General features: G+C 53.7%; 19 protein-coding genes. 10 read left to right on the forward strand and 9 right to left on the reverse strand.

Going from position 1 to position 22,797, the window contains the following annotated elements; genetic code table 11:
• Positions 1 to 20: 20 nt before the first annotated feature.
• A complete protein-coding gene (locus MFFC18_RS21150; RefSeq protein WP_075083890.1) occupies positions 21 to 1,952 on the forward strand; it encodes a DNA gyrase/topoisomerase IV subunit B in 1,932 nt (643 codons plus the stop codon).
• A gap of 8 nt (positions 1,953 to 1,960) precedes the next feature.
• On the opposite strand, the gene MFFC18_RS21155 is transcribed toward MFFC18_RS21150, so the two are convergent.
• Together MFFC18_RS21155 and MFFC18_RS21160 are read right to left on the reverse strand one after the other, a co-directional pair.
• Positions 1,961 to 2,911: a DUF1152 domain-containing protein gene (locus MFFC18_RS21155; RefSeq protein ID WP_075084138.1), complete on the reverse strand. Its 951-nt coding sequence runs from the start codon at positions 2,909 to 2,911 to the stop codon at positions 1,961 to 1,963.
• 110 nt (positions 2,912 to 3,021) lie between these two features.
• Positions 3,022 to 4,359: an outer membrane protein assembly factor BamB family protein gene (locus MFFC18_RS21160; protein WP_075083889.1), complete on the reverse strand. Its 1,338-nt coding sequence runs from the start codon at positions 4,357 to 4,359 to the stop codon at positions 3,022 to 3,024.
• 120 nt (positions 4,360 to 4,479) lie between these two features.
• On the opposite strand from MFFC18_RS21160, the gene MFFC18_RS21165 reads away from it, so the two are divergent.
• Together MFFC18_RS21165 and MFFC18_RS21170 are read left to right on the forward strand one after the other, a co-directional pair.
• On the forward strand, positions 4,480 to 5,595 hold the full coding sequence (locus MFFC18_RS21165) for a hypothetical protein (protein ID WP_075083888.1): 1,116 nt from the start codon (positions 4,480 to 4,482) through the stop codon (positions 5,593 to 5,595).
• A 12-nt stretch (positions 5,596 to 5,607) separates the two neighbouring features.
• A complete protein-coding gene (locus MFFC18_RS21170) occupies positions 5,608 to 5,976 on the forward strand; it encodes an amidohydrolase (protein ID WP_075083887.1) in 369 nt (122 codons plus the stop codon).
• Between the two features lie 30 nt (positions 5,977 to 6,006).
• Here MFFC18_RS21170 and MFFC18_RS21175 read toward each other — a convergent pair whose 3' ends face one another.
• The gene (locus tag MFFC18_RS21175; protein ID WP_075083886.1) at positions 6,007 to 6,990 is read right to left on the reverse strand and encodes a site-2 protease family protein; all 984 of its coding nucleotides are present in this window, start codon (positions 6,988 to 6,990) and stop codon (positions 6,007 to 6,009) included.
• A gap of 495 nt (positions 6,991 to 7,485) precedes the next feature.
• The gene (locus MFFC18_RS21180; RefSeq protein ID WP_084417008.1) at positions 7,486 to 8,238 is read right to left on the reverse strand and encodes a TVP38/TMEM64 family protein; all 753 of its coding nucleotides are present in this window, start codon (positions 8,236 to 8,238) and stop codon (positions 7,486 to 7,488) included.
• 79 nt (positions 8,239 to 8,317) lie between these two features.
• On the opposite strand from MFFC18_RS21180, the gene msrB reads away from it, so the two are divergent.
• On the forward strand, positions 8,318 to 9,121 hold the full coding sequence (msrB, locus tag MFFC18_RS21185) for a peptide-methionine (R)-S-oxide reductase MsrB (protein WP_075083885.1): 804 nt from the start codon (positions 8,318 to 8,320) through the stop codon (positions 9,119 to 9,121).
• 220 nt (positions 9,122 to 9,341) lie between these two features.
• Here msrB and MFFC18_RS21190 read toward each other — a convergent pair whose 3' ends face one another.
• A complete protein-coding gene (locus tag MFFC18_RS21190) occupies positions 9,342 to 10,130 on the reverse strand; it encodes an NRDE family protein (RefSeq protein ID WP_075083884.1) in 789 nt (262 codons plus the stop codon).
• 371 nt (positions 10,131 to 10,501) lie between these two features.
• On the opposite strand from MFFC18_RS21190, the gene MFFC18_RS21195 reads away from it, so the two are divergent.
• Complete coding sequence (locus tag MFFC18_RS21195; protein WP_238381221.1) at positions 10,502 to 11,629, forward strand: beta-ketoacyl-ACP synthase III; 1,128 nt, start codon at positions 10,502 to 10,504, stop codon at positions 11,627 to 11,629.
• 9 nt (positions 11,630 to 11,638) lie between these two features.
• Here the strand turns inward: MFFC18_RS21195 and MFFC18_RS21200 are convergent, their stop codons facing one another.
• Together MFFC18_RS21200 and MFFC18_RS21205 are read right to left on the reverse strand one after the other, a co-directional pair.
• Positions 11,639 to 12,556, reverse strand: coding sequence for a LysR family transcriptional regulator (locus tag MFFC18_RS21200; protein ID WP_075084135.1), 918 nt, complete (start codon positions 12,554 to 12,556; stop codon positions 11,639 to 11,641).
• 199 nt (positions 12,557 to 12,755) lie between these two features.
• On the reverse strand, positions 12,756 to 13,568 hold the full coding sequence (locus tag MFFC18_RS21205) for a class I SAM-dependent methyltransferase (RefSeq protein WP_238381220.1): 813 nt from the start codon (positions 13,566 to 13,568) through the stop codon (positions 12,756 to 12,758).
• Between the two features lie 25 nt (positions 13,569 to 13,593).
• Between MFFC18_RS21205 and MFFC18_RS21210 the strand changes: the two genes are divergently transcribed.
• Both MFFC18_RS21210 and MFFC18_RS21215 read left to right on the forward strand, forming a co-directional pair.
• On the forward strand, positions 13,594 to 14,055 hold the full coding sequence (locus MFFC18_RS21210) for an acyl-CoA thioesterase (protein WP_075083883.1): 462 nt from the start codon (positions 13,594 to 13,596) through the stop codon (positions 14,053 to 14,055).
• Positions 14,056 to 14,219: 164 nt separating this feature from the next.
• A complete protein-coding gene (locus MFFC18_RS21215; protein WP_075083882.1) occupies positions 14,220 to 15,254 on the forward strand; it encodes a ferrochelatase in 1,035 nt (344 codons plus the stop codon).
• A gap of 119 nt (positions 15,255 to 15,373) precedes the next feature.
• Here the strand turns inward: MFFC18_RS21215 and MFFC18_RS21220 are convergent, their stop codons facing one another.
• The gene (locus MFFC18_RS21220) at positions 15,374 to 16,714 is read right to left on the reverse strand and encodes a 2-oxoadipate dioxygenase/decarboxylase family protein (protein WP_157665103.1); all 1,341 of its coding nucleotides are present in this window, start codon (positions 16,712 to 16,714) and stop codon (positions 15,374 to 15,376) included.
• A 347-nt stretch (positions 16,715 to 17,061) separates the two neighbouring features.
• Between MFFC18_RS21220 and MFFC18_RS21225 the strand changes: the two genes are divergently transcribed.
• From MFFC18_RS21225 to MFFC18_RS21235, 3 genes are all read left to right on the forward strand, one after another.
• Complete coding sequence (locus MFFC18_RS21225; protein WP_390176064.1) at positions 17,062 to 17,985, forward strand: ABC transporter ATP-binding protein; 924 nt, start codon at positions 17,062 to 17,064, stop codon at positions 17,983 to 17,985.
• Positions 17,978 to 20,896: a Gldg family protein gene (locus MFFC18_RS21230; RefSeq protein ID WP_162273933.1), complete on the forward strand. Its 2,919-nt coding sequence runs from the start codon at positions 17,978 to 17,980 to the stop codon at positions 20,894 to 20,896. Before MFFC18_RS21225 ends, MFFC18_RS21230 begins: the two co-directional genes overlap by 8 nt.
• Before the next feature lie 74 nt (positions 20,897 to 20,970).
• Positions 20,971 to 22,308, forward strand: a complete 1,338-nt coding sequence (locus tag MFFC18_RS21235; protein ID WP_075083880.1) for a DUF4340 domain-containing protein — start codon at positions 20,971 to 20,973, stop codon at positions 22,306 to 22,308.
• 38 nt (positions 22,309 to 22,346) lie between these two features.
• On the opposite strand, the gene MFFC18_RS21240 is transcribed toward MFFC18_RS21235, so the two are convergent.
• Positions 22,347 to 22,664: a hypothetical protein gene (locus MFFC18_RS21240; protein ID WP_075083879.1), complete on the reverse strand. Its 318-nt coding sequence runs from the start codon at positions 22,662 to 22,664 to the stop codon at positions 22,347 to 22,349.
• Positions 22,665 to 22,797: the final 133 nt, after the last annotated feature.

The raw sequence follows: 22,797 nt of genomic DNA on the forward strand, positions 1-22,797 counted from the left end.
ACGAGATACTGAAAATCGATATGGCAGCCGCATCCAAAAAAGCGAAATCCTACAAATCTGAAAACATCACCGTCCTCGAAGGTCTCGATCCGGTTCGCAAGCGGCCCGGCATGTACATCGGCGGCGTTGGCTCGGCCGGACTGCACCACCTCGTGTGGGAGATCATGGACAACTCGGTCGACGAGGCCATGAATGGTCACGCCACCGAGATCAACGTCCATCTGCATAAAAGCGGCATGACGGTCGCCGTATCAGACAACGGCCGCGGCATCCCGGTCGACATGCACAAGAAAACAAAGAAGAGCGCTCTCGAAACGGTCCTCACGGTGCTGCACGCCGGCGGAAAATTCGAGGGCGACAACTACAAGACCGCGGGTGGATTGCACGGAGTCGGTGCATCGGTTGTTAATGCTCTCTCAAAATCTCTGGTCGCGGTCGTCAAACGGGATGGCGCCCAGTTCCGCATGGAGTTCGCCAAAGGCCAGCCGAAGACGAAGCTGCAAAAACTCAAAGGCAATGTACGGGGCACGGGGACCACGATTACGTTCACGCCCGATCCGACGATCTTCCCGAAGACCGAGTTCAATCCGAATACAATTCGCAGCCGCATCGAGATTGTCAGCTTCCTGCATCGCGGCGTCAAAGTTAACTTCGTCGACGACGTTAACGGGAAAAAGGAAACGTTCCATCACGAAAACGGGATCGTGGACTTTCTGGGAAAGGTTTCCACGGAACGTTCCGCGACGCCGATCCACGAACCACCATTTGCCCTCAACAGCAGCGCGTCGGACGAGCGATTCGAGCTTGTGTTGCACTGGACAGATTCAACGGACGAACACGTTCGCTCGTACGTCAACGGTATTCCAACAGGCAACGGTGGTACGCACGAAAATGGATTCCGTAGCGGGATGGTGAAGGCGGTTCGCAACTACATTGACATGCACAACCTGATGCCGCGCGGTGTGAAGATTTCGCACGAGGATATTCGTGAAGGCATCGTGGCGATCATTTCGACGTTCATCAAAGAGCCGCAGTTTCAGGGTCAGACCAAGGACCGTTTGAACAATCCGGAAGTCGCCAGCATGATCGACAGCGAACTCCGCCCTGCCCTTGAGCAGTGGATGAACAATAACCGCAGCGTCGCCGACGGCATCGTGGCTCGCATTATCGCGGCGGCCCGAGCACGTGCTGCATCGCGTGCGGCTTCGGCGGCCGTTTCCCGCAAAGTCAGCGGCAAGCGTTCGTTGCTTCCGGGTAAGCTGAGCGATTGCATGGCCAGCGGACGCGGGCGGAGCGAACTGTTCATCGTGGAAGGCGATTCGGCGGGCGGATCGGCCAAACAGGGTCGCGACCGAAACTTTCAGGCGATCCTGCCGCTGCGAGGCAAGGTTTTGAACACGGAAAGTGCCAACCTGAAAAAGATTCTGGACAACAAGGAAATTCAGGACATGGTCGCGGCGATCGGATGCGGCCTGGGAACTTCATTCAACATCGCGAACTTGCGATACCAGAAAATCATTCTGCTGGCCGATGCGGATTCCGACGGCCACCACATCACGACGTTGTTGCTGACGTTCTTTTTCCGTCACATGCCTCAATTAATTTCCAACGGAAACTTGTTCATCGCCGTGCCGCCGTTGTATCGAGTCGACATCGGCAAGGAAACGCATTGGGCGGCGGACGAGGAAGACAAAGTTCGTATCATCAATGAAGCCAACGGTCGAGCGAATCCTGAGATCACCCGATTCAAAGGCCTTGGCGAAATGATGCCAAAAGTGCTCTGGGAGACGACGCTCGATCCCGACACACGTCGAATGCTGAAAGTCGAAGTCGATGATCAACTGGAAACCGATCGTGTGATTAGTGATTTGATGGGCAAGGATGCTTCGGCGCGTTTCCGCTTCATCATGGAACGTGCCGAAGATGCGGATGCGATTGAGATCGATGTTTAACGCATCGCCTAATCTGGAATCGCTTGCCAGTCTTTTGCGGCAATTCCATTTCGAAATGAACGGATCACATCGGTTACTTCGAAGAAAGATTCTGTTTCGAGAAGTCTGACAGCGTACAAGTTACGCTTCATCACCGCTTCCAACTCAAAGCTCCAATACATTGACATCAACGGGCTGATCCACAACTCGCTACCCTTCGTTCGATCGGTGACTTGGTGATTTCCAAAGTGCCCCGCAATCGCTGAGGCAATCGAAGTGTTGACAATGCTTGGACGCGACGGAGTTCTTTGGGTCGAGTATTCGACAAGGTCAAGGTAGTGTTCTGCTTCTACCGTGTTTGGCAGTACAGAAAAGGCTCCGAGGAAACCGCCGCTTTTCGTCAGGTCGGCGACCGCTTCAAGAAACTGCGCGTGACAGACACCATGAAAACGATCGACACCGAATCCGAGACAGGAAAGAATCTTGTACGGAAGGTCTAGCTGATTCACCGCGGTCATGCTCACCAAATCTTCGGACGGCGTCCCGAGCCCAACTTCGTCACCACGCATCAGGCTGTCGGTTCCCCCGTCGACCAGGACGATCGCATCAAGGTTCAGCTTCTCGACGAGGTGTTGATAGGATTCCAGCAAAGGCCGAGCGCCACATTGAGTAAAGGCAAAGACTGAAACGTCCTGCTCGAGCTTTTCAGCAAACCATCGGCTAAGTACTCGTTCTGGAAAGTAAGTATCCGATCCTGCCGTATCAGCAGTAACCTCAAAACTGGCCTCGGTAAGACGATTGCCATCATCTCGCAATGAAGCGAATGACAGATTCGCAAGGTGCACCGATTTGCCTTGAGCCTTCAATGCGAGGTAGAGCGGAATGCCTGAATAGACATCAAATCCGCCGCCAGCTCCAGCGACGAGGATTCTTTCTGCGTTTGAAAGCCGATTGAATAATTGATTTGCTGCAAGTTCCATCTGATCTCCGAAAATTGACTCCGTTCGGACTCGCTGGCGGCAAACAGGTTCGCTTTCCGCGGCAACGATTTGCCAAATCACGCAATCACAGGCTGGGAGCCTCCGCCACCCTACTCGATACAGTACAGAAACTTCTCACCACGTAGCAGCAACTGATTGCCAACAGCGATTGGCGATGCACTGAAGCTGTCGTCAAGCAAATTCATACCAAGGACTTTCGGTAGCGCCGTACTGTCGATCACCAATGTCGCTCCGCTGCGGCAGACGATGTAAACTCTGTTTGCGGCCGCCATCGGAGACGCATAAATCTCATTGAAGCCCTGCATGCGGAATGGTCCCGCCGTTTCCTCACCGGTTTTCGCGTCGAGCACGCTCAGGATTCCCTGGTAGTGCCGCAGGAAAAACAGGTTGCCTTGATACAGCAGCGGCGACGGAACGTAAGGCGTTCGCTCGGCTGTTTGCCAAACCACATTTTCGCTTCCCGTGATGTCGCCCTTTGCTCCATCGAGCTTGATCGCCAACAGAGAACGAATTTCATAACTGCTCGCACAATACAGCATCCCATCGGCATACAGCGGTGTCGCGACGACGTTGTTCGAAAGCCCACCGCACTCCCAAATGACTTCGCCGGACTGCGGATCGTAGCCGCGGACCCGATTCGTCCCGGCGACAACCAATTGAGTCGTCCCGTCTTGTTTGATAAAAGCCGGACTCGACCAGGAAGTCACTTCTGCGCGATCGGAACGCCATTTTTCCTCGCCCGTTTTCGCATCGAGGACCAGCAAATACGACTGAGCCTCCTGATCGCGGTTGATCGCGATCAAGCCATTGGCGAGTGCCGGAGAACTGCCTTCGCCGTGCCCGTGTTTGGAATGCATCGGCTCGAACTTGCGATCCCACACAACGTTGCCTTCGAAATCGAGGCAAAACAAACCATGCGAGCCAAAGTAGGCGTAAACGTGCGCTCCATCGGTCACCAACGACGCCGCGGCGAGACTCGACGAATCGTGGCCTCCTTCGTGCGGCACATTTTCATTGACGGCTTTCTCCCAAAGGACTTTGCCAGATTCGCGATCGACCGCTGTGACCAGATAACGATGTCGCTGGCTGACTTTCAGGTTGTCATGCGAGCCTGGTCGGCCGTCAGCGATCGGTTCGAATTTTTCTCCAACTGGCAGGGCCGAAGTCAGAAAGATGTGGTCGTCCCAAACGACAGGCGTGGAATGCCCCAACCCTGACACCGGTGTCTTCCACTTGATGTTCTCCGACTCGCTCCAACGTGTCGGCGGGTCAGCATTCGCGGCGGCTTCGCCGGTGCCAACAGGACCACGCCACTGAGCCCACCGATGCGCGGGGCCTGCGGACGTTTCCGAATTCTGAGCACAGAGCGAATCGGCAACCAGGCTGGCCACCATTAACACGAACAGGACTTTCGAAAGTGAATTCATGAACCGTTCTTCGGTGGAGCAGATGGTGATTGCCCGGTCAGCTTACATCGCCAAGGCAGTTTGTATAAAGTACGTACTGCTTTGTATTCCGTTCAACTGCAGACTCCAGCGAAAGTTCCCATGAAAGGCTTCCAGTTTCTCATCTTTGTCATTTTGACGTTTTGCTGTTGGGGGCTTTACGGCCCGCTGCTGCATGTCGGGCAGGGAATCATGGGTGGCGAAGGCGGGAAGAGCATGCTCCGCCCCTTCATCTGCGTCGGAGTTGCCTATTTCGCAATCGCGGTTCTATTCCCAATTTTCATCCTGGTCACCAAGGGCGAAAAAGGACACTGGTCTGCAAACGGATTCTTCTGGTCGTTCATCGCCGGGCTCGTCGGCGCCGTAGGAGCACTTGGGATTATTCTGGCCTTCAAGTTTAACGGCAAGCCTTCATACGTCATGCCTTTGGTGTTTGGAATGGCTCCGATCGTCAACACATTTGTCACCATGCTGATGGCTCGAACCTTCAAACAGGCGTCGGCAGTTTTCTATCTTGGGATTTTGATCGTCGCAGTCGGGGCAGCAGGTGTTTTGATTTTCAAACCATCCAAAGCCAAACCTGCTGTCGACGAACCGCCAGCTCAAGTGGTTGTCGTCGATTCGCTAGAAAGCCAATTTGTAGCGACCACGATTGACGAAGATGCCGACACAGGCAATGAAGAAACTCCTGCCGGATCGATCCTGTGGGTCACGTTAAGCATCGCGTTGACTGCCGTTTGTTGGGGAGCCTACGGACCGGTTCTGCACAAAGGCCAGCTTAAAATGGGCGGTAGCCGACTCAGGCCGTTTCTCTGCGTAGGATTGGCATACTTTGCGATCGCGGTCGTCGGCCCGATGCTGATGCTGTCCGGATTTCCGGAACCAGGAGGTTGGTATACGACCGGAATCATTTGGTCTCTGGGCGCCGGCGCCGCTGGTGCGATTGGAGCACTCGGGATCATCTACGCTTTCAACTTTGGAGGCAAACCACTTTTTATCATGCCGCTGGTATTCGGTTTTGCTCCTGTGGTTAACACATTAACAACGATTTTCACCGACAATCTGTTTGGTCGCGTCAACAACATGTTCTTTGCCTCGCTGGCGATGGTGATCGTTGGCGCTGTCATGGTGCTGGTGTTCTCTCCCCGGGGCAAGCCACCTGCGAAACCTGTCGTCAAACAGCCAGAAACGGACGAATCGGAATCAGTCGCCAGCTAGGAGTTAGCTTTCATGACCGAACCCATGACAGATCGACAGCGTGTTGTCGAAATCGATCAACTGCTTAGCCACGTCTGGATGGTACGCACCTTCCTCAAGCACAGCGAAGAGGCTGAGGAAGATGATGAACTGTGCGAGGTGCACCGCACACTGTATGACTACATGCTGGCTCTCGGAGGCCCGCTCAAGGATGGCGACGACGCGAAGTATCTCAAGCAGGCAAAGAAGAAACTGAAGAAACTCCGGAACGCGACGGAGCTGTTTCTTGAGATTCAGCCAGAGATTTCTTCGCACACAAACTTTCAGATGGCTGCTGCGTCGTTGAAGCTTGCGGTCGATCAAGTCGCATTGCTTGTTCGTCCGCCATCGAACGAGGCGTAGCTCGCAGACTCGGCGACGCGATTCAAGCTGCTAGTTGAGCTTGAAAATCAACGGCGGGAAGCACAGGATCGGAATCACCAGCGACGTTACTCCCAGCGTCCAACGAACCGGCCCCAGAGCCACGCGATCGTCTCGCGTGGGAGGATGGTCCGTTCCCACCAACAACAGCAGCACAACCATAATCACCAGCATGAAGCTCTGGTGGTAAACCATGAATGCGATGGCAAATACAAGCGTCAGCCTCGCGATGACGTGAGCTGTTTTTCCGAAGAGCGTGTAAGTCACGTGGCCACCGTCGAGCTGTCCGACCGGCATCATGTTCAAACCGGTAATCAGCATCCCCACCCAACCGGCCACGAACAACGGATTGAGCTGATTCAACCAGACGACTTTACCGGCCGAATAACCTGGTACCTGTGAACTTTCGGCAAACCACTGCATCACCAACGGCAACCGAAATCCGATTCCGCCATAAGGTTGCGTGGTCAGGTCCAACTGGGCGACTCCAAACCAGGCAATGGGCACCGCGACAACCAGACCGGCGATCGGACCGGCGATGCCAATGTCGAATATCTGCTTTCGATCCGCGATGTAGCCCTGCATCCCAATCACCGCGCCGAGCGTGCCAATCGGATTGAGCGGAAACGGAAGAAAGAACGGCAGCGAAGCTGGAACTTTGTAGATCAGTGTCCCCACAAAGTGACCCATTTCGTGAACGAAGAGAATCAGCAACACGGCTGTCATATAAATCAGGCCCGAGTCCCAGTTTTCCAGGATTAAGAGTCGCAGATTCATCATCGATTCAGCAACGAAAGATTCGTCCTGCAAGAACGCACCGGCCAACTGCTCGATGGGCCCGAACGGATTCCATTTCGTCACGCCGACCCAAAACGTCGACATGCACGTCAAAAGGAAAAGAATGACGGGCAGCATTACTCTGCGGCGTCGAACTGGCGGCCAAACTCCAAAATCGCCAGGATCTTCCTGCGCATCGCTCAAATCATGTTGCCTCATGCCAAAAGGATACACGACGTACGGAACTCGCAAAGAGCCGTTTGAGCTTCGTTCCCAGAACGCTGTTGATCAGGCAACAGGTTTTAGCCTTCCGCCGAGTTTTGGTCGAATGATTGAATGGGTAAGCCAGTTGCAGCAACGCAACAATTCAGTCCGCGCATAAAAAATGCGATCGACGACGGGGATTATGTCGCGACCGCATTTGGTGGGAAATGTAAGCGGGCGTGCCCTTGAGACGGCGGATGGGATGAGAACGCTGAGGGCAGTGTTGCCCGCTTACGTTTTTTCTTTATTGCAAAGCCTATGCCAAACCTGAAACCCTTTTCAAAAGTTTATAAACCGGGGTTTTGGGGACGTTTTGGCTCAAGTATCAGACACTTCGCCCTGACACGATCTCGAATTGAGACAGTTCATGTCGTAACGAGACAGAATTGCTATCGAAAAGAGAGCGTGAGGCTCTTTTGCCAAGACATCGCGGGGCACATTGATGACTGGCTAAGTGACCGGTTGGCTGCGAAAGATTTGTGTCAGCTTCTTCACTGCGAGAGGAAAAACCCCCAGCAGGGCAAAAGCGATTGTCAGCTGAATGATCTGGCTGCTGGTGAAAACCGCGCCCAGACCATCCTCGCTGATCGTCTTCAGGCTCGGGATTCGCGACCCGGCATAGCAATACATTGCAGTACCGGCCAACATTCCTAACTGACTGACCCACCAAAAGGTGAACGTTTTGAGGCGCGTCAGGCCCATCACGGCGTTGATAACGAAGAATGGAACCGCCGGAACCAGCCGTAAAGTGAACAGATAGAACGCGCCTTCCTCGTCGAGTGCTTCGCTGAAGTCGGCCAGTTTCTCGCCGAACTTGGACTCGATCCAGTCCCGAAAGAGGTAGCGACTGATCAAAAATGCCATCGTTGCACCAGTCGTCGACGCGAAACTGATCAGCACCAGGCTGATCGGAAACCCAAAGAACCAGGCGTAGACCAACGAAAGGACAACTGCGCCGGGAATCGACAGACCCGTGACGACCACATAGATCAGAAACGCGATCGCAATTACCAATGCGGGCGAGGACTGGTAAAATGATTTCAGAGCAGATTCTTTTTCGGCCAGGAATTCGATGCTGAGATATTGCCGGCTGAACCAGAATGCCACCAGTGTGGCGAAAGCAACCACGCCCAGCAGGATCAGCTTCCGCGACGAGCCTGAATTCGCATTCAAATCATTCTTGATTGTCGGACTGGAATTCATGCGGTTTACCTACAGACACATTTAAGACATTCAATTCGGTTTTGAGCCAAGCCGGGTTCCGAACCACGGAGAAACGCACATGAACAACACGAAAAGAATATTGATTCCTCTAATTGTGATCGCCGGACTTGGTTTATTGACTTTTGTCATTGTGAATCAGGGAATTGGTCAGCAACAGGTGGAGACTCCTTCTTCGCGGCCTGCAAACACGAAACAGACTGCGACCGCGACCGACGGCGAAGCCGCAAATTCAAAAGTCGTCAAAACGGAGGCTCAATGGAAAGCTCAGCTAACTCCGCTCCAGTTTCACGTGACTCGCGAGAAAGGTACCGAACGAGCCTATACGGGAACCTCTTGGGACAACAAGAAGGAAGGAACCTACCGATGCATTTGTTGCGATCAACCGTTGTTCGCATCGTCGACGAAATTTAAATCCGGAACCGGCTGGCCGAGCTTTTACAGACCGATCGACAAAACAGCAATTGCTGACGTCGCTGACAATAGCTGGGGAATGGTTCGAACAGAAACCATTTGCAGTCGCTGTGATGCACACCTTGGGCATGTTTTCGACGACGGTCCGGCTCCCACGGGATTGCGATATTGCATGAACTCGGCGTCCTTGAAGTTCGTCGAGAAGGGCTCCGAGGAGGAGCAGGATTCGGACGCGGACGCAACAGATTCCTCTGCGAAAGCCGGCGACATTAGCGATTCGATCATTCCGCTTGGCGCTATGCAAGGCAGTGGCTCGAAACAGCAAGGCAGTAGCTCAAAGTCGCAAGGCAGCGGCAGCAAAGTTGTTGCCCCGGAGAAAACTTCTGAAACAGATGGGAAGCCTGACGCAGGCACGGACAAAGACGTTGTCACCGAGAAAAAACCATCGTAAGTTGTTCCCGAAGCCTAAATTTTGAAGCGAAATCGAAGGTTGTCGATCTGTAAAAGATGCCGCGAGAAACCTCGAAAAACCAAGGTCCGTTGATTCGGTTTAAATAATCACCCCAAACTTGCAGCGCGCAAAAAAACCGGAAGCCAATCAAATGGCTTCCGGTTTTGTTTTCGTTCGAGCTTTCGGATCAATGAGGCCGAGGCTCGAATATGATCACAACCTAAACGTTTGCGGCAGCAGCATTTGCTTTCGCTCGCGCCTCACGCAATCCACGGCTGAGGATGTCACGAAGCATCGGAGAATAATCTTCGTACTTGGCTTCGTCCGGAGCACCGTTGGCGTACTGATAAATCGCATCGCGTGGCTTTTTGCCAACAGCGATCAAAGTCGAACTAACAGTGCCGAAATCTTCTTCGCGGACCACCATACTCGGGCGATCAGGAGCAATCGGGGACCGAGCCAGGACTTTGCTGGCGATTGCCAGAAACTTCACAGGCGAATCAAGCGTCTGCAGCGTTAGCAGTCGCTGAGCCATCGAGCCACGAGCATCTTTGCGATCGTTGACGTCACGGTCGGTGACAATCGAAAGGCCTTGCTCCAACTCACAAGCGTTCAAATCGTTGCCGGCGTGAACCACCCAGCCTGACTCAGGATCGGCGATCACAAAGTTGGCTCCGCGATATTGCCCAGTATGAAGCTCGTCCATCGCAAGATTAAGTCCATCACGAGCCGAACCTGATTTGAGGATTTCACGAACGAGTAATTTTCGTGATTTCAGATTCGATTGAGCTTCGCCACGCTTGTTGCGTGAAGTCATTCCGACAAACAATCCGTTTTGGTTGATGCCCAGACAAGTGCCGCCGTTTTGGTCAGGACTGGCAAGAACTCTTGGTTTGCCAGACTGTATCGATGGCGATGGAAAGATTTGATCGAGCGGCGAGTCGCGGTTGAAAGCTACGAGGATTGGGGCTTCAGGAACAAGGTGATATACGATTGCCAGAAGGCTCATGGGCGTCACTTTTCAAAGATCGTCGTTGGTCCATTAACTCAGTTCCGGATCATGAACCGAAACTGCTACTGGTCTCCGCCAGCGGTCCGGTCAATCTATCCGAATCCCTATCACCTGACACCCTAAAAAGCGGGGAACGAGGTCGAATCCATGCCAAATTTGCAGCGTTAACCACGAAAATCAGGGTTAATGTTGGTCCATCCCACCTAAAGTCTCACCAACTGTCGACAACTTTTGAACAAGTTTTGAACATCCAGCAAACAACTGCAGCGATGAGTCCAACAGGGTGAATCGAGCGTTGTATTGCTAGCGTGCAATACTTGCAAACATTGGCATCGAAGGATGAAGCAGATCTCGTTATCGTCCCGGTTATGTCCAACACGATCCCACCCGACGCGGTCCACGGCCCCATCTTCCCAGTTCCACTCAGCAAGGAAGCTCTTTCCCGACGTGTGAAAGAGATTGCCGGACCGCTCGCGCGTAGAGCAGCTGCGAAACCCCGCAAATCGCTTCCCGGCATACGCGTCATGGGGACGGGAATCGCGACCGGATCGCAAAAGATAGACAACTGTCAGCTTGCAGAATTAGGCTGCGACAGCGACTGGATCGTTCAAAGAACAGGCATTCAGTCCCGCTTTCACACCGGCGAAGATCAGGCAGTAAGCGATATGTGCATCGCCGCAGCCAAACAGTGTCTGGCAAATGCGAAAGTCGACCCCAAAACAATCGATTTGATCGTGATTGGCACGATGACCGCGGATCACGCGAGCCCATCGACCGCCTGCATGGTCCAAGCGGCTTTGGATTGCCCGGCGATGGCGATGGATCTCAACGCAGCGTGCTCAGGCTTCGTCTACAGCATGATTACGGCCAGCCAATTCATTACCACCGGTAGCGCGAAACGTGCTCTGGTCGTCGGTGCGGACATGATCTCGATGCTGACTGATCCGAAAGATCTCAAAACCTATCCGCTATTCGGTGACGGAGCAGGCGCCGTTCTGCTGACGTCGGACACGAATCCTGATCAACACAGCGCTTCAGGAATCCTGGACTTTCATCTTGCGGCCGAAGGAAAGCTGGGCCACACGCTGCTGGTTCCGGCCGGAGGATCGCGATTGCCGCTGTCGCAGGACGTTCTCGACAATCGGATGCAGTACCTGAAGATGGATGGACGCCCTGTTTTCAAATGGGCGGTTCGCACCATTCCCGAAGCCGTGCATGGAGCATTGGATCGGACTGGGATGACGCTGGACGACATCGACGTGATCATTCCGCATCAGGCCAACATTCGCATTATCGACGCGGCGATCGAAACGCTGGGCATTCCAAGCGAAAAAGTATTCGTGAACGTCGATCGTTACGGGAATACTTCAGCAGCAAGCATCCCGATCGCGTTGCACGAAGCGGTCGAACAGGGACGAATCGAACGAGGCAGCAATGTTTTGCTGGTCGGATTCGGAGCCGGACTGACTTGGGGAAGCTGTTTGTTACGTTGGTAGCGACACGACTCAGCCAGCAGCGACTTCTTCAAAGCTTGACGCAAAGTCGTAGCCTTCACAGAACTCTCGAACTGACTCGATGAAGTTCTTCTGCAGTTGCCCCTGAAAGCGGTAGGGATTCCAGCAAACAGCAACGGTACGAGTTGGCTGTTCGCCTTTGATCTTTCGATAGACCACGCGCCCATCGACGTTCTGACGCGTCGCCATGGCAGGGACGAACGACAGCCCGTGTCCCATCGCGACGAGATTCTGTACGGTGATCAGCTGTTCGATTCGCGTGGTGCCAATCGGCTGAAAGCTTTTCCCGTTGCAAAAACTCTCGATGGAATCCGTCAGGCAATGCGTGTCGCCAAGAAACACGAACGGTTCTTCGTTGAAATCTTCAATCCTGACTTCAGGAATCTCTGCCAACCGATGATTGGCCGGAACCGCCAGGTAAAGAGGCTCTTCGAAAAGCGGTTCGACTTTCAAATACTTGGACTTTGCCGGCATCGTCAGGAAGCCCAAATCGACTTCACCGTTGGAGACGCGTTTCATCAGGACTTCAGATGAGTCTTCCGAAACGACCATGCTGGCTTTGGGGAACTGGTCGCCGACTTTACGCAACACAATCGGCAACATGTAGGGCGCCACCGTTGGAACAGCCCCGATGCAAATCTGACCGGTTTCGCCATCGTCCGTGATCCGACGCTTGGCATCCTCAACCAAAAACAGAATTTGTTCGGCCTTGTTATGTAGCAACTGACCGGCGGGTGTGAGGCGAATCGTTCGCCCCTGTCGCTCAAAAAGTGGTTGCCCAAGCTCGCGCTCAAGCTTGCCAATCTGCTGACTTAACGCGGGCTGAGATACCAGGCAGTCCTCTGCTGCCTTTGTAAAACTGCGATGCTCGACAATCTTGCTGAAGTACCGGAGTTGACCGACGTCCATTTTCATCACCTTGCAAGTTTAGAATGCTCAGTTTGCTTCGACGTTGAGCTGCACCTTATTCATTATGAAGGATCAGAATTCGAGATGCAAACAATCGGATGACTTTTTACCGTCTTTGTATCCAGCTAAAATGAGCCGAATGAATTACTTCCTCGCAGAGCCGAAGTTCGCCAAACTAACGATCCAACGGTTTCTGATGTCAGCCCAAAATCAATCCTTTGCTTTTTCCTGACGTCTCCGCACCCATTTTCCGCGCCTTCATGCGCACGTACGGAGCGATCATGGTGCTGCGATGGCCGAAAGTTCCAGTCTGCGAATTTTGTTTCGCGTGCATCGGCTCGGTTAACGCTTCGATGACAAACCCGGATGCACACATCGCTCCGATCAGCTCTTCCCAGCGGTGCACATACTCAAGAGTCCCGTCTTCACGAATCAAATTCGGTCTGGACTCTGCGGGCAACGGATCCTTCTTGTAGTAACCGTGCTTGATTCGGTAGCTTCCCTGATGTGGTTCGATATCGGATTGCAAACTGGCCGGCTGTTTGTGTTGACTGACATAGACACCGCCGGCGACCATGATGCGGGCAACTTCCTGATACACCGGTCGAACATCGGAAACGTAGCAGGTGCTGACGGGATGGATCACGACGTCGAAGTACGCGTTGTCGAGCATCGACAGGTTGTCCATCGATGCTTCAACGGTGCGAATTTTCAGCTGCCGCTCCTGAGCGACTTCTCGATCCAGCTCCAACATGGCGGGGCTGAGGTCGACGACGGTTACTTCTGCACCCGCTGCCGCGTAGATCGGCCCCTGTCTTCCGCCGCCAGCGGCCAAACAAAGCAATCTTTTTCCCCGAACGTTGCCGCCAAGCCACCCCATCGCGTCGACGTTGGCCAAAGGGTTGTTAAAATCTTCGTCCCGTGCCGGTTTCGCCAACCGGTCCTGCATTCTTGCCAGCCGATCCCAGGCGGCTCGGTTGTGCCAATGGTTTTCTGGCGGTTTCTCATTCATTCCGATTCGACCGACGCGAGTTTCTATGCCATCCAGCTCTTCCGATCATTCTTCAGCCATCAACCGTTTCGAGATTTCGAAGACGGTTCGCTGGGTCGATACGGATGCCAGTGGCATGGTACACACATCGGCGCTGATCCGCATGATGGAGGAAACCGAGTACGCGTTTCTCCGTAGCCGGGAACTGAGCGTTGTGTTGACCGACGGACGAGGCTTGATGGGGTTTCCGCGACTGTCGGCTGAAATCGAAGTCCAGAATTTCGTCGGCTTTGACACCGAAGTCACGGTCGAGCTCTTTTTGATGCTGGTCGACGGCAAATCGATACGATACGAATTCAGGATCTCCACCGAACATGAGCCCGTCGCGACGGGAGCGTTCCGCGTCGCGGTTTGCCGGTTTCCCGCGGGCGAGCTTCCTTATGCGATTCTGACACCGGAGTACGTGATCGAACTGTTGACCAAACCTGGAGTGCGAACGCTCGTTTGACAATCTGTTCGTTGACGGCAAGCCGAGGCTCAACAGCAAGCCGAGGCTTAGCAGCAAGCCGTAGGCTTAACGGCGAGCCGTAGGCGACGGTGCCACATCCCCCCGCACAATCATTATCGGCGTGTCGTTAAACCATGAACCAACCCCTAAATGCAACTCAAAACATGAACGATCAAAACTACGACGCTTTGTTTCTCGTCTCCTTCGGCGGACCGGAAGGGCCCGACGATGTAATGCCTTATCTTGAAAACGTGCTGCGAGGCAAAAACGTGCCACGGGAACGGATGTTGGAAGTTGGCGAGCACTACAACAGCTTCGGCGGCGTCAGCCCGATCAATCAACAGAATCGTGATTTATTGGAAGCGATCCGCGCCGAATTTAAACAACACAACATCGACTTGCCGGTCTACTGGGGCAACCGCAACTGGCATCCGATGATCGTCGACACGATGCGTCAGATGAAGGACGACGGCATTCAAAAAGCGCTGGCCTTTTTCACAAACGGCTACAGTTGCTACAGCGGGTGTCGGCAGTACCGCGAGAACATCGCCGATGCACAGGCTTCGATCGGAGAGGGCGCTCCGGAAGTTCACAAGACGCGAATGTTCTTCAATCATCCATCCTACATCGAAGCCAGTGTCGATCGGGTCAGAACGGCCTTTGACAAGATTCCTCAAGAGCGACGTGCGGAAACGAAGTTCCTTTTCACGGCACACAGCATTCCGAATTCGATGGCGGACTTCTGCAAGTATTCGACTCAGTTGACCGAATCATGTCGCTTGATCATGGAAAGCATCGGCAACGAATACGATTGGGAGCTTGTGTACCAGAGTCGCTCTGGCCCGCCACAACAACCATGGCTTGAGCCGGACGTTTGTGATCGGATTACGGAGCTAAAAAAAGAAGGCAACGTCAACGACATCGTGATGCATCCGGTCGGATTTGTGTCGGATCACATGGAAGTCCTCTACGATCTCGACACCGAGGCCAAAGATCTTTGCGATGAACTTGGCATCAACATGGAGCGTTCCCTTTCCGTCGGCGTGCACCCGAAATTCGTCACCATGATCCGCGAACTGGTTCAGGAACGTATCGCTGGTACCGAAAGACTGGCTATCGGCGAAATGCCTGCCAATTGGGATGTTTGTCCGCAGGATTGCTGTTTGTACAAACCGCAGCGGCGACCTGCAAAGGCTTAGGCGGAGCGGCTTTCAGGCTGTGAACGCATGGTCTGATGACGAGATTGGTCACGAACAATCGCAGGTTTGCGCCGATGCGTGTTGATGCCTATTCTGAACAATCGCTGTGGCAACTGTGGCTAACAATCAATGCCCAGCGATTCACAAACGCTGCGTTTCGATTCTTGCTCGATCGCATCGTAGTAGTCGTACATATCAACGACGTCCTGGCCAAGCAACGTTTCGAAAGAACTCTGAGCGTCTGGCTTGGCGATCCCGACGTTGCTGACACCTTCCAGGCCAATGTTTGAGTTAAAAATGTTTGTCGCCGCCGGTCCGAAAAAGTCTTCGTATTGCTGCGGCAACAACTTCACCAAACCAGATTCTACCGCGGTCTCAAACGAGACATCTGCTGGAACCTCGACGCTGGAGTCGACGCGATACGTGAAGTAAGCCAACCCCTTGCTCCACAACTCGGCTGGATCACCTGGAAAATCGGACAGTGCTGCCTGCATCGTTTCGTAATAGTGATCCGCGTAGCCATCGTCTTTCTCGGACAGCGTCAACTGTGCCTTTCCGCTGGCGAACATTCCCTCGAACCGCACCCTGCCCTTTCGCGTGAGCGCTTGCAGGCGTTCTTCGAACTCCACAAAAGTTTCCTGATACTCAGCCGTGGTAAACGTTCCGTCGCCGTTGGGAAATTTCAGCACCACCGGAGGCGCCAAGCAGGAAGTCTGTCGCAGGATCACGTCTTTGCCGACAGGTCCTTGCCAAACGGGAATCGTTTTGATTCCACGCCGCTGCATTTCCGCGTGAGCCGCAGGAACCGATGCCACTGATGGCGTAAGATGATTGAATGCCAACGAGTTACTGATCAACACCTGGGCGGCAACTTTATTGATCTCTCGCAGTGTTTCATACTCCGCCAAACTGACCAGCGCTTCTTCCGGACGCGTGAAAAGATCGACGCATTTGTCGACGAACCGGTTCGCCTGCTCCTGATCCAGCCCGCCGTGCTGTGCGTCAATCGCGATCAGTTCTTTGAGCTCGTCGTCGAACAGATGTCTGCGGTCAATGATCGACTGCACGAAATCCTGATGCTCTTCCGGAATGCAATCCATCGAAAGCATGGAGCAGAAAACGCGAAAGCCATTTCGCTCGATCTCGTCGACGGCAACTGGACGAAAAGCAGTACTTTCGACTGAGACCTTCTCCCGCAGGTCGTAGTAGTTCACGGGTTCGTTTCGCATCACCGCAAACATGCCGCGAATCTGCTGCAGTTCGTCGCTCGACGCACATCGAATCGCCGCATGCATCACACGACCCAATCGCCTGGCTTCTTCTTCGCCGGCAGCAAGATTGATATCCCGCGCGACGTTCATCATGTCTTCATAGAGCGGCAACGCATCGCGAAACCGCTGCAAAATCCTCTGGACGATTTCCGCACGAATCCAACTGGGATCGGTCATCAATTTAGACATTCGGTAGCTCTCGCTCACAGGTTTTCGGCACTGTCCGGGTTCAGCCATGATCCTCGCCAGACACAATTAGGCAACCCGCGGCGGCAATCTGGCGGCGTATCACGGAGTCTGAAAATCGCCGATCCGTGGCGATCTGACCACATGTTCAGCTCAGAATCATCGATCTCCCGCCTGCCTTCGGCAAGACCACCGTTCCATGTTGTATTATCCGACCGAACCGAATCGGCTTGGCCACGTAGCAAACAGAAGGCGCATTGATTCGTGGGCAACCAGTCGACAATTCGCCGCTTTCCAAGCAAAATGTCGTTCTGTTCTACGTCCCGTTCTGAATCCCATCCCGGCGATCGATGTCCGAATCCACCTCCACCGCGGTTGCTCCCGAGAGCAACCCTGCCCCATCCACGGGCGGCGCAAGCGGTACGCCGATGATCGAAGCAATCGGCCTGTCGAAATACTACGGCATCTTCGCCGCAACGCGTGATGTTTCCTTCACGGTCAACAAGGGCGAAGTCGTCGCTTTCCTGGGCCCCAACGGTGCCGGCAAAAGCACGACGATGAAAATGCTGACGGGCTACCTGTCGCCTTCGACCGGAGTCGCCAAAATCGCGGGCCACGACATGAGCCACGATCGCCTGGCCGGGTCGCGAAACCTGGGCTACCTCCCGGAGACAGGACCTCTGTATCCAGAGATGACTCCTTATGGCTTGCTGGACTTCTTTGCTGAAGCCCGCGGCATGAACAAGAAAACGAAGCGAAGTCAGATCGAAAAAGTCGTCGACCTGTGTGCTCTCAGTAGCGTCATCTACAAACCGATCAACAAGCTTTCCAAAGGTTACCGCCAACGCGTCGGGATGGCTCAGGCGTTGATCCATGAGCCGGAAGTTTTGATTCTGGACGAGCCAACCTCTGGTCTGGACCCGAACCAGATCCGCGGCGTACGCCAAACGATGACTCGGCTGGGCCAGGAAAAAACCATTTTGCTGTCGACGCACATTTTGCAGGAAGTCACCGCGATGGCCAGTCGCGTCGTGATGATTAACGAGGGACGCAAGGTCTACGATGGTCCGATCGACGCAATGGATCCAGACGGCAACGGACTGGATCACGTATTCGCTGATTTGACCGGGCACGATCCGGTGACGGGCGCAAAACTGGTCAGCGACGACGATGTGCCGAAGCGAGGGCAGACGCAGCAAGTCGACGAAGATAGCGTCGAGTCGCTCGAAAACGAAATACTGGAAGACGAGACAACGGAAGAAGCTGATGATTAACACGATTCAGATTGTTGAATTCGTCTTCATGCTGGTGATTGACCTGTGCTTTTTGGTCGCGCTGGTACTGTTGATGTTGCCGCTGGGAATTTGGCGGCAGGCCGCGTTTGCGGTCATGAAGCGAAACTTCGTGGGCTATTTCAGCAACCCGACGGGCTATGTGTTTCTGTGCCTGTTTGTGTTGCTGACTTCGTTTGCCGCGTTCTGGCCGCACGAATTTTTCACGACGAACCTGGCGAACTTCGACCAACTAAACAAGTTCCTGCCCTACATCATGTTGATCTTCATTCCTGCGATCACGATGAGCATCTGGGCGGAGGAGCGCCGTCAGGGGACGGACGAGTTGCTGCTGACGCTTCCGGCGAAAGACTTCGACATTGTGATCGGCAAGTACTTTGCGGCAGTTCTGGTTTTCACTGTTTCGCTGTTGTTTTCGCAGCTTTCCAACTACGCGGTGCTGCTGGCGATGACCGGTGGCGACCTGGATAACTTGCTGCTGTTTTCGACCTACGTGGGCTATTGGTTTGTCGGTATCGCAATGATTTCGCTGGGCATGGTGGCGTCGTTCCTGACGAACAACCTGACCGTCGGTTTCATTTTTGGGGCCGCATTGAATGCTCCGCTGGCGTTCTTTTCAAACTCCGACGTAATCCTGTCGAACAGCTCGTGGATTCAGCGACTGTTTGACTGGTCGCTGCTGCAACGGTTTGAGCCGTTTGGTCGCGGACTGATCAGTGCTTCGTCCATCTGCTACTTCCTGGGCATCGTCGTGATCGGAATTTACCTCAGCCTGATTTTGATCGGGCGTCGTCATTGGCTTGGCGGTCGCGACGGGACGTCGATGTTTTGGCATTTTGTTTTCCGAGCCGCTTGTCTGGTGGCCATTGCGATCGGTGCCGTTCTGATTGTCCAACACAGCCCACTAAACCGTTTGCGGATGGACATCTCGGACCAGAAGATCAGCACGCTTTCGGAATCTACGACTTCGGTTCTGCAAGAGTTGGCAGAAAATTCGGATGGCAAACCGATCGAAATCGAAGCCTACGTCGGTAGCAGCGTTCCTACGGAATACGTGAAAACAAAATACGACCTGGTAAATTTGCTTCGTGAGTTCGACGTGATGGGCGGATCGCGAGTCAGCGTCAACGTTCACCAGGGCATTGAACCGTTCAGCGAAGAAGCCATTTTGGCTGAGAAGCGATTTGGTATTCGCCCGCAGAAAGTTCGCACGCAAAGTCGTGGTGCTCCGCGCGAAGAAGATGTCATTCTGGGCGTCGCGGTTTCCTGCGGACAGCGAAGGATCATCAACCGCTTCATGTCGTACGGCATGCCTGTGGAATACGAACTGATGCGAGCCATCAAAACGGTCTCCCGCGAGCAGCGTAAAGTCGTTGGCGTGGTGCAGACAGATGCTTTGGTGACCGGCGCTGCGATTCGAACCGGTGATCGCGTGGCGAGAATTCCCAAGCTGAGAATCATTGAGGATCTGGAGAAGCAGTGCGATGTCGAAGTCGTTGATGCTTCCAATGAAATTTCGCTGTACCTCGATGGTGACGAAAGCAGCGAACCGAAACGACGCTACGACGTGCTGTTGGTAGTGCAACCGTCGAAGATGACTCCGTCGGAAATGGAAAATCTTCTGGCGGCGCTCAAGGCCGGACAGCCTGCTCTGGTTTTCGAAGACCCGTTCCCGGTTCAGGAAAGCTTCCCGCAAGTTGGCGGCACATTCTTCCCACGTCGATTCCAACGCAACGGAAACCAGACCGCGAAGATCGAAGATCTCTGGGATTTGCTGGATCTCGACATCGATCGCCGCCAGCAGAAGATCGGAAACAACACGCTGACGTCTCCGTGGCTGGTTTGGCAAGCCGCGTCAGAAAATCCATATCGACTGGATCAGGAACTCAACCGGGCGGGGGAAATGTTCGTCATCCGTCAGCCAGAAGGATCGGCTGGATCGCGATTTGACACCGAGCACCCGGCGATGAAGGGAATCGAAGAACTGTTCTTTCAATACACTGGCGACATCAAGCAAAAGCCGACATCGCGGTTGACTTTCGAAGATCTTGTGCGGACCGGACAGGCGGGGCGAATCCAGTTCCTTGAATGGGTCACACACACACAGGCTCGTCCGAACCAGAACGAACTCAACAAGGCACGTGGGGCTGCCAATGAGAACTTCGTGCTGGCCGCTCACATCAAAGGCGATCAGTGGGAGTCAATGACGACCAAGGATGAAGGATCCAAAGACCATTTGAATGTGGTCTACGTCGCCGACATGGATTTGCTTTCGGATTACTTCGTTGAAATGCGAAACTCACCGATTCGAAATAACGTCGAATACGTGACACAGAACATGAGTTTCGTGCTCAACGTTTTGGATTCACTCTCTGGCGAGGACACGTTTCTGGATATCCGCAACCGTCGTGTGAGCCATGTGACGTTGGTCAAGATTGACGAGCAGTACGAGATCGCACAAACGGAAGTCTTCAACGAGGAACAGGACATCCAGATCGACTACACGACCGAACTGAATGCTGTTCGCGAGAAACTGACTAACAAGGTCAAGCCGCTGCAGGAACAGATTCAGAAGATGGAAGCCAAAAAGAGAGACGGCAAACCATATGACTCAGCCAAACTGGCCGCCAAGAAGGCGTTGCTGGATACCGAAGTTCGGGAGCAGCAACAGCGATTACAAACGCGGACTCAGGAGTTGAACATCGAGCGTGACGAGAAGAAGCGCCGAATCAATCTGGACGCTGAACTGAAGATCCAGAAGATCCAACAGTTCTTCAAGCTGTGTGCGGTTGTCGTGCCTCCGATTCCTCCTCTGGTGGTTGGCATTATTGTGTTCTTCCGACGTCGATTGCGTGAACGCGAAGGAATCTCCAACGCCAGACGACTGAAATAAGCCACAGCAAATGTACGGATGGTCCAGCGGCCATTCAGAACTGACTCAAACGAATATTTTTACTCAGGTATCCGATGAACGGTGCTTTCCGAACAACTGCATTGATGGGCGTGCTGGCCGCGGCAACGATCGCGACGGCGATCTACTACTATCCAATGCCCGCCGAAATTGTGGTCGACGCCAAGGTCAACCAGAATCTGTTTGAGACCTACGAAACGAATGACGTCCGTTCGATCTCGATTACACAGTTCAGCGATGAGTCGAATCGCCTGGAGCAGTTTCGCTTACGCCGCAAAGGTGAGCGTTGGGTAATTCCAAACGCGGGCGACTTTCCGGCGACACGTATCGCTCGAATCGGCGAAGTCGCCAAATCTTTGCTGGGTCGAAAGGTCCTTTCTTTGGCGACCGAAGACGAACAGGGACACGTCGAGTACGGAGTCGTTGATCCGACCGAAGCCGGAAATTCTCCCAACCGCTCGAGCCTTGGATTGCGAGTTGATTTGCAGGACCGAAACAAGGGTGACATCGCCAGCCTGATTATCGGCAAGGGAGTCGACGGCAGCAATGATGGCGTGCCGCGCTACTACGTTCGCGTCCCTGGCCAGCCAGCGGTCTACGAGCTGGAAGTTCCCAAAGGGATTTTCAGAACCCGGTTTGAAGACTGGGTTGATCCAAACTTGATGGAGCTGCCGCCACCGGGATCTTCCGAAGTCTCTTTATCCGAAGTTGAAGTCGAACAGTATCGTCTGGATCCAGCCAAAATCGCAACGGCCGATCGTCAGGAGTTGTATCGAACGGAGTTTCAGATTGGCGATGCACAGCTGAAAAAACTCGTTTTTGAAACGTTTAAAGACGGAGAGTTCAACAAGCAGGAACTGACTGCGGGGCAGCAACAGGAAGTCGCCTCGACATTGGTTTCCCTGGGCAACATTCGCTTCATCGACGTTGTGGGAAAACCCAAAGCCGCAGCCAATTTGTTGCGTGATCCGGCGAAGAAAATGGACAAGGAGGCTTTCAAGCCACTGGAGCAATTCGGTTTCCGTATCGGAAAAGACGATGACTTCGAAGGGGCCAACGGCGAAGTTTCAGTCGTGACGTCTAACGGCGTCCGCGTCAGATTGCTGCTCGGTTCGATTGCGCAACGTGCCGACACGGAGAATCTTGATCTTCACTTCCATGGCATGCTGGTGGCGCAGCTGGAAGATTCCAGCTTCGAAAGCCCGACCAAACCCGAAGGCGTCGCAGAAGACTCCGAAGAGAACAAAGCGTACCTTCGCGCGATGGAAGAACTGGACCGGAAACGCAAATCCGCAAAGCTTCGAATTGCCGAACTGAATCGCAACTGGTCAAAGTGGATCTACGTGATTCCGGAATCGACCGTCAATGCCATCCGTCCCGACGTGACGCTGTAAGTCAACGAATCGCGACGGACAAGCCGACTCTGGTCGATCTAGTCGTCCAACACGAAACGCTCTTCGAAGAACGATTCGGAGAGATCGAAGGATTGCGAAATCTGAAACTGATCTGGCATCTTGTTAACGATTTGCTCGGCCTTGCGACGAACTTTATCGTGAAATCCCGGCTTGCGTTTTTTCTGTTGAATGTAGCGAGTTGCAACCTCGAGGTTGTCCTGACGCAGGCATTCGTTCGAAAGGCAAACCGAAGCGACACGGTCTTCGTATGAGGTTGGCAGAGAGCGGCAGCTACCGCAAAGCTTGATGGCTGCGGACTTTTCCGCGCCGCAGTTAAAACATACAGCTTCAATCATGATAGGTCTCGACTTTAAAAGGGCAACGAAGGCTCAAATGAAACCTAGGTCATCACGAAAGCGCAGGCGCTCAAAATCGCACCTAAACGCAGCGGTAAAACCCGCAGTATTGGTAGACCACCACCGGGGTTTG

It is taken from the genome of Mariniblastus fucicola, assembly GCF_008087665.1.
GTDB lineage: Bacteria > Planctomycetota > Planctomycetia > Pirellulales > Pirellulaceae > Mariniblastus > Mariniblastus fucicola.

Bases quoted from the DNA above. Each gene is read 5' to 3' on its own strand.
- MFFC18_RS21150 (WP_075083890.1), top strand. From the start codon at position 21: ATGGCAGCCGCATCCAAAAAAGCGAAATCCTACAAATCTGAAAACATC.
- MFFC18_RS21155 (WP_075084138.1), bottom strand. From the start codon at position 2,911: ATGGAACTTGCAGCAAATCAATTATTCAATCGGCTTTCAAACGCAGAA.
- MFFC18_RS21160 (WP_075083889.1), bottom strand. From the start codon at position 4,359: ATGAATTCACTTTCGAAAGTCCTGTTCGTGTTAATGGTGGCCAGCCTG.
- MFFC18_RS21165 (WP_075083888.1), top strand. From the start codon at position 4,480: ATGAAAGGCTTCCAGTTTCTCATCTTTGTCATTTTGACGTTTTGCTGT.
- MFFC18_RS21170 (WP_075083887.1), top strand. From the start codon at position 5,608: ATGACCGAACCCATGACAGATCGACAGCGTGTTGTCGAAATCGATCAA.
- MFFC18_RS21175 (WP_075083886.1), bottom strand. From the start codon at position 6,990: ATGAGGCAACATGATTTGAGCGATGCGCAGGAAGATCCTGGCGATTTT.
- MFFC18_RS21180 (WP_084417008.1), bottom strand. From the start codon at position 8,238: ATGAATTCCAGTCCGACAATCAAGAATGATTTGAATGCGAATTCAGGC.
- msrB (WP_075083885.1), top strand. From the start codon at position 8,318: ATGAACAACACGAAAAGAATATTGATTCCTCTAATTGTGATCGCCGGA.
- MFFC18_RS21190 (WP_075083884.1), bottom strand. From the start codon at position 10,130: ATGAGCCTTCTGGCAATCGTATATCACCTTGTTCCTGAAGCCCCAATC.
- MFFC18_RS21195 (WP_238381221.1), top strand. From the start codon at position 10,502: ATGTCCAACACGATCCCACCCGACGCGGTCCACGGCCCCATCTTCCCA.
- MFFC18_RS21200 (WP_075084135.1), bottom strand. From the start codon at position 12,556: ATGGACGTCGGTCAACTCCGGTACTTCAGCAAGATTGTCGAGCATCGC.
- MFFC18_RS21205 (WP_238381220.1), bottom strand. From the start codon at position 13,568: ATGAATGAGAAACCGCCAGAAAACCATTGGCACAACCGAGCCGCCTGG.
- MFFC18_RS21210 (WP_075083883.1), top strand. From the start codon at position 13,594: ATGCCATCCAGCTCTTCCGATCATTCTTCAGCCATCAACCGTTTCGAG.
- MFFC18_RS21215 (WP_075083882.1), top strand. From the start codon at position 14,220: ATGAACGATCAAAACTACGACGCTTTGTTTCTCGTCTCCTTCGGCGGA.
- MFFC18_RS21220 (WP_157665103.1), bottom strand. From the start codon at position 16,714: ATGTCTAAATTGATGACCGATCCCAGTTGGATTCGTGCGGAAATCGTC.
- MFFC18_RS21225 (WP_390176064.1), top strand. From the start codon at position 17,062: ATGTCCGAATCCACCTCCACCGCGGTTGCTCCCGAGAGCAACCCTGCC.
- MFFC18_RS21230 (WP_162273933.1), top strand. From the start codon at position 17,978: ATGATTAACACGATTCAGATTGTTGAATTCGTCTTCATGCTGGTGATT.
- MFFC18_RS21235 (WP_075083880.1), top strand. From the start codon at position 20,971: ATGAACGGTGCTTTCCGAACAACTGCATTGATGGGCGTGCTGGCCGCG.
- MFFC18_RS21240 (WP_075083879.1), bottom strand. From the start codon at position 22,664: ATGATTGAAGCTGTATGTTTTAACTGCGGCGCGGAAAAGTCCGCAGCC.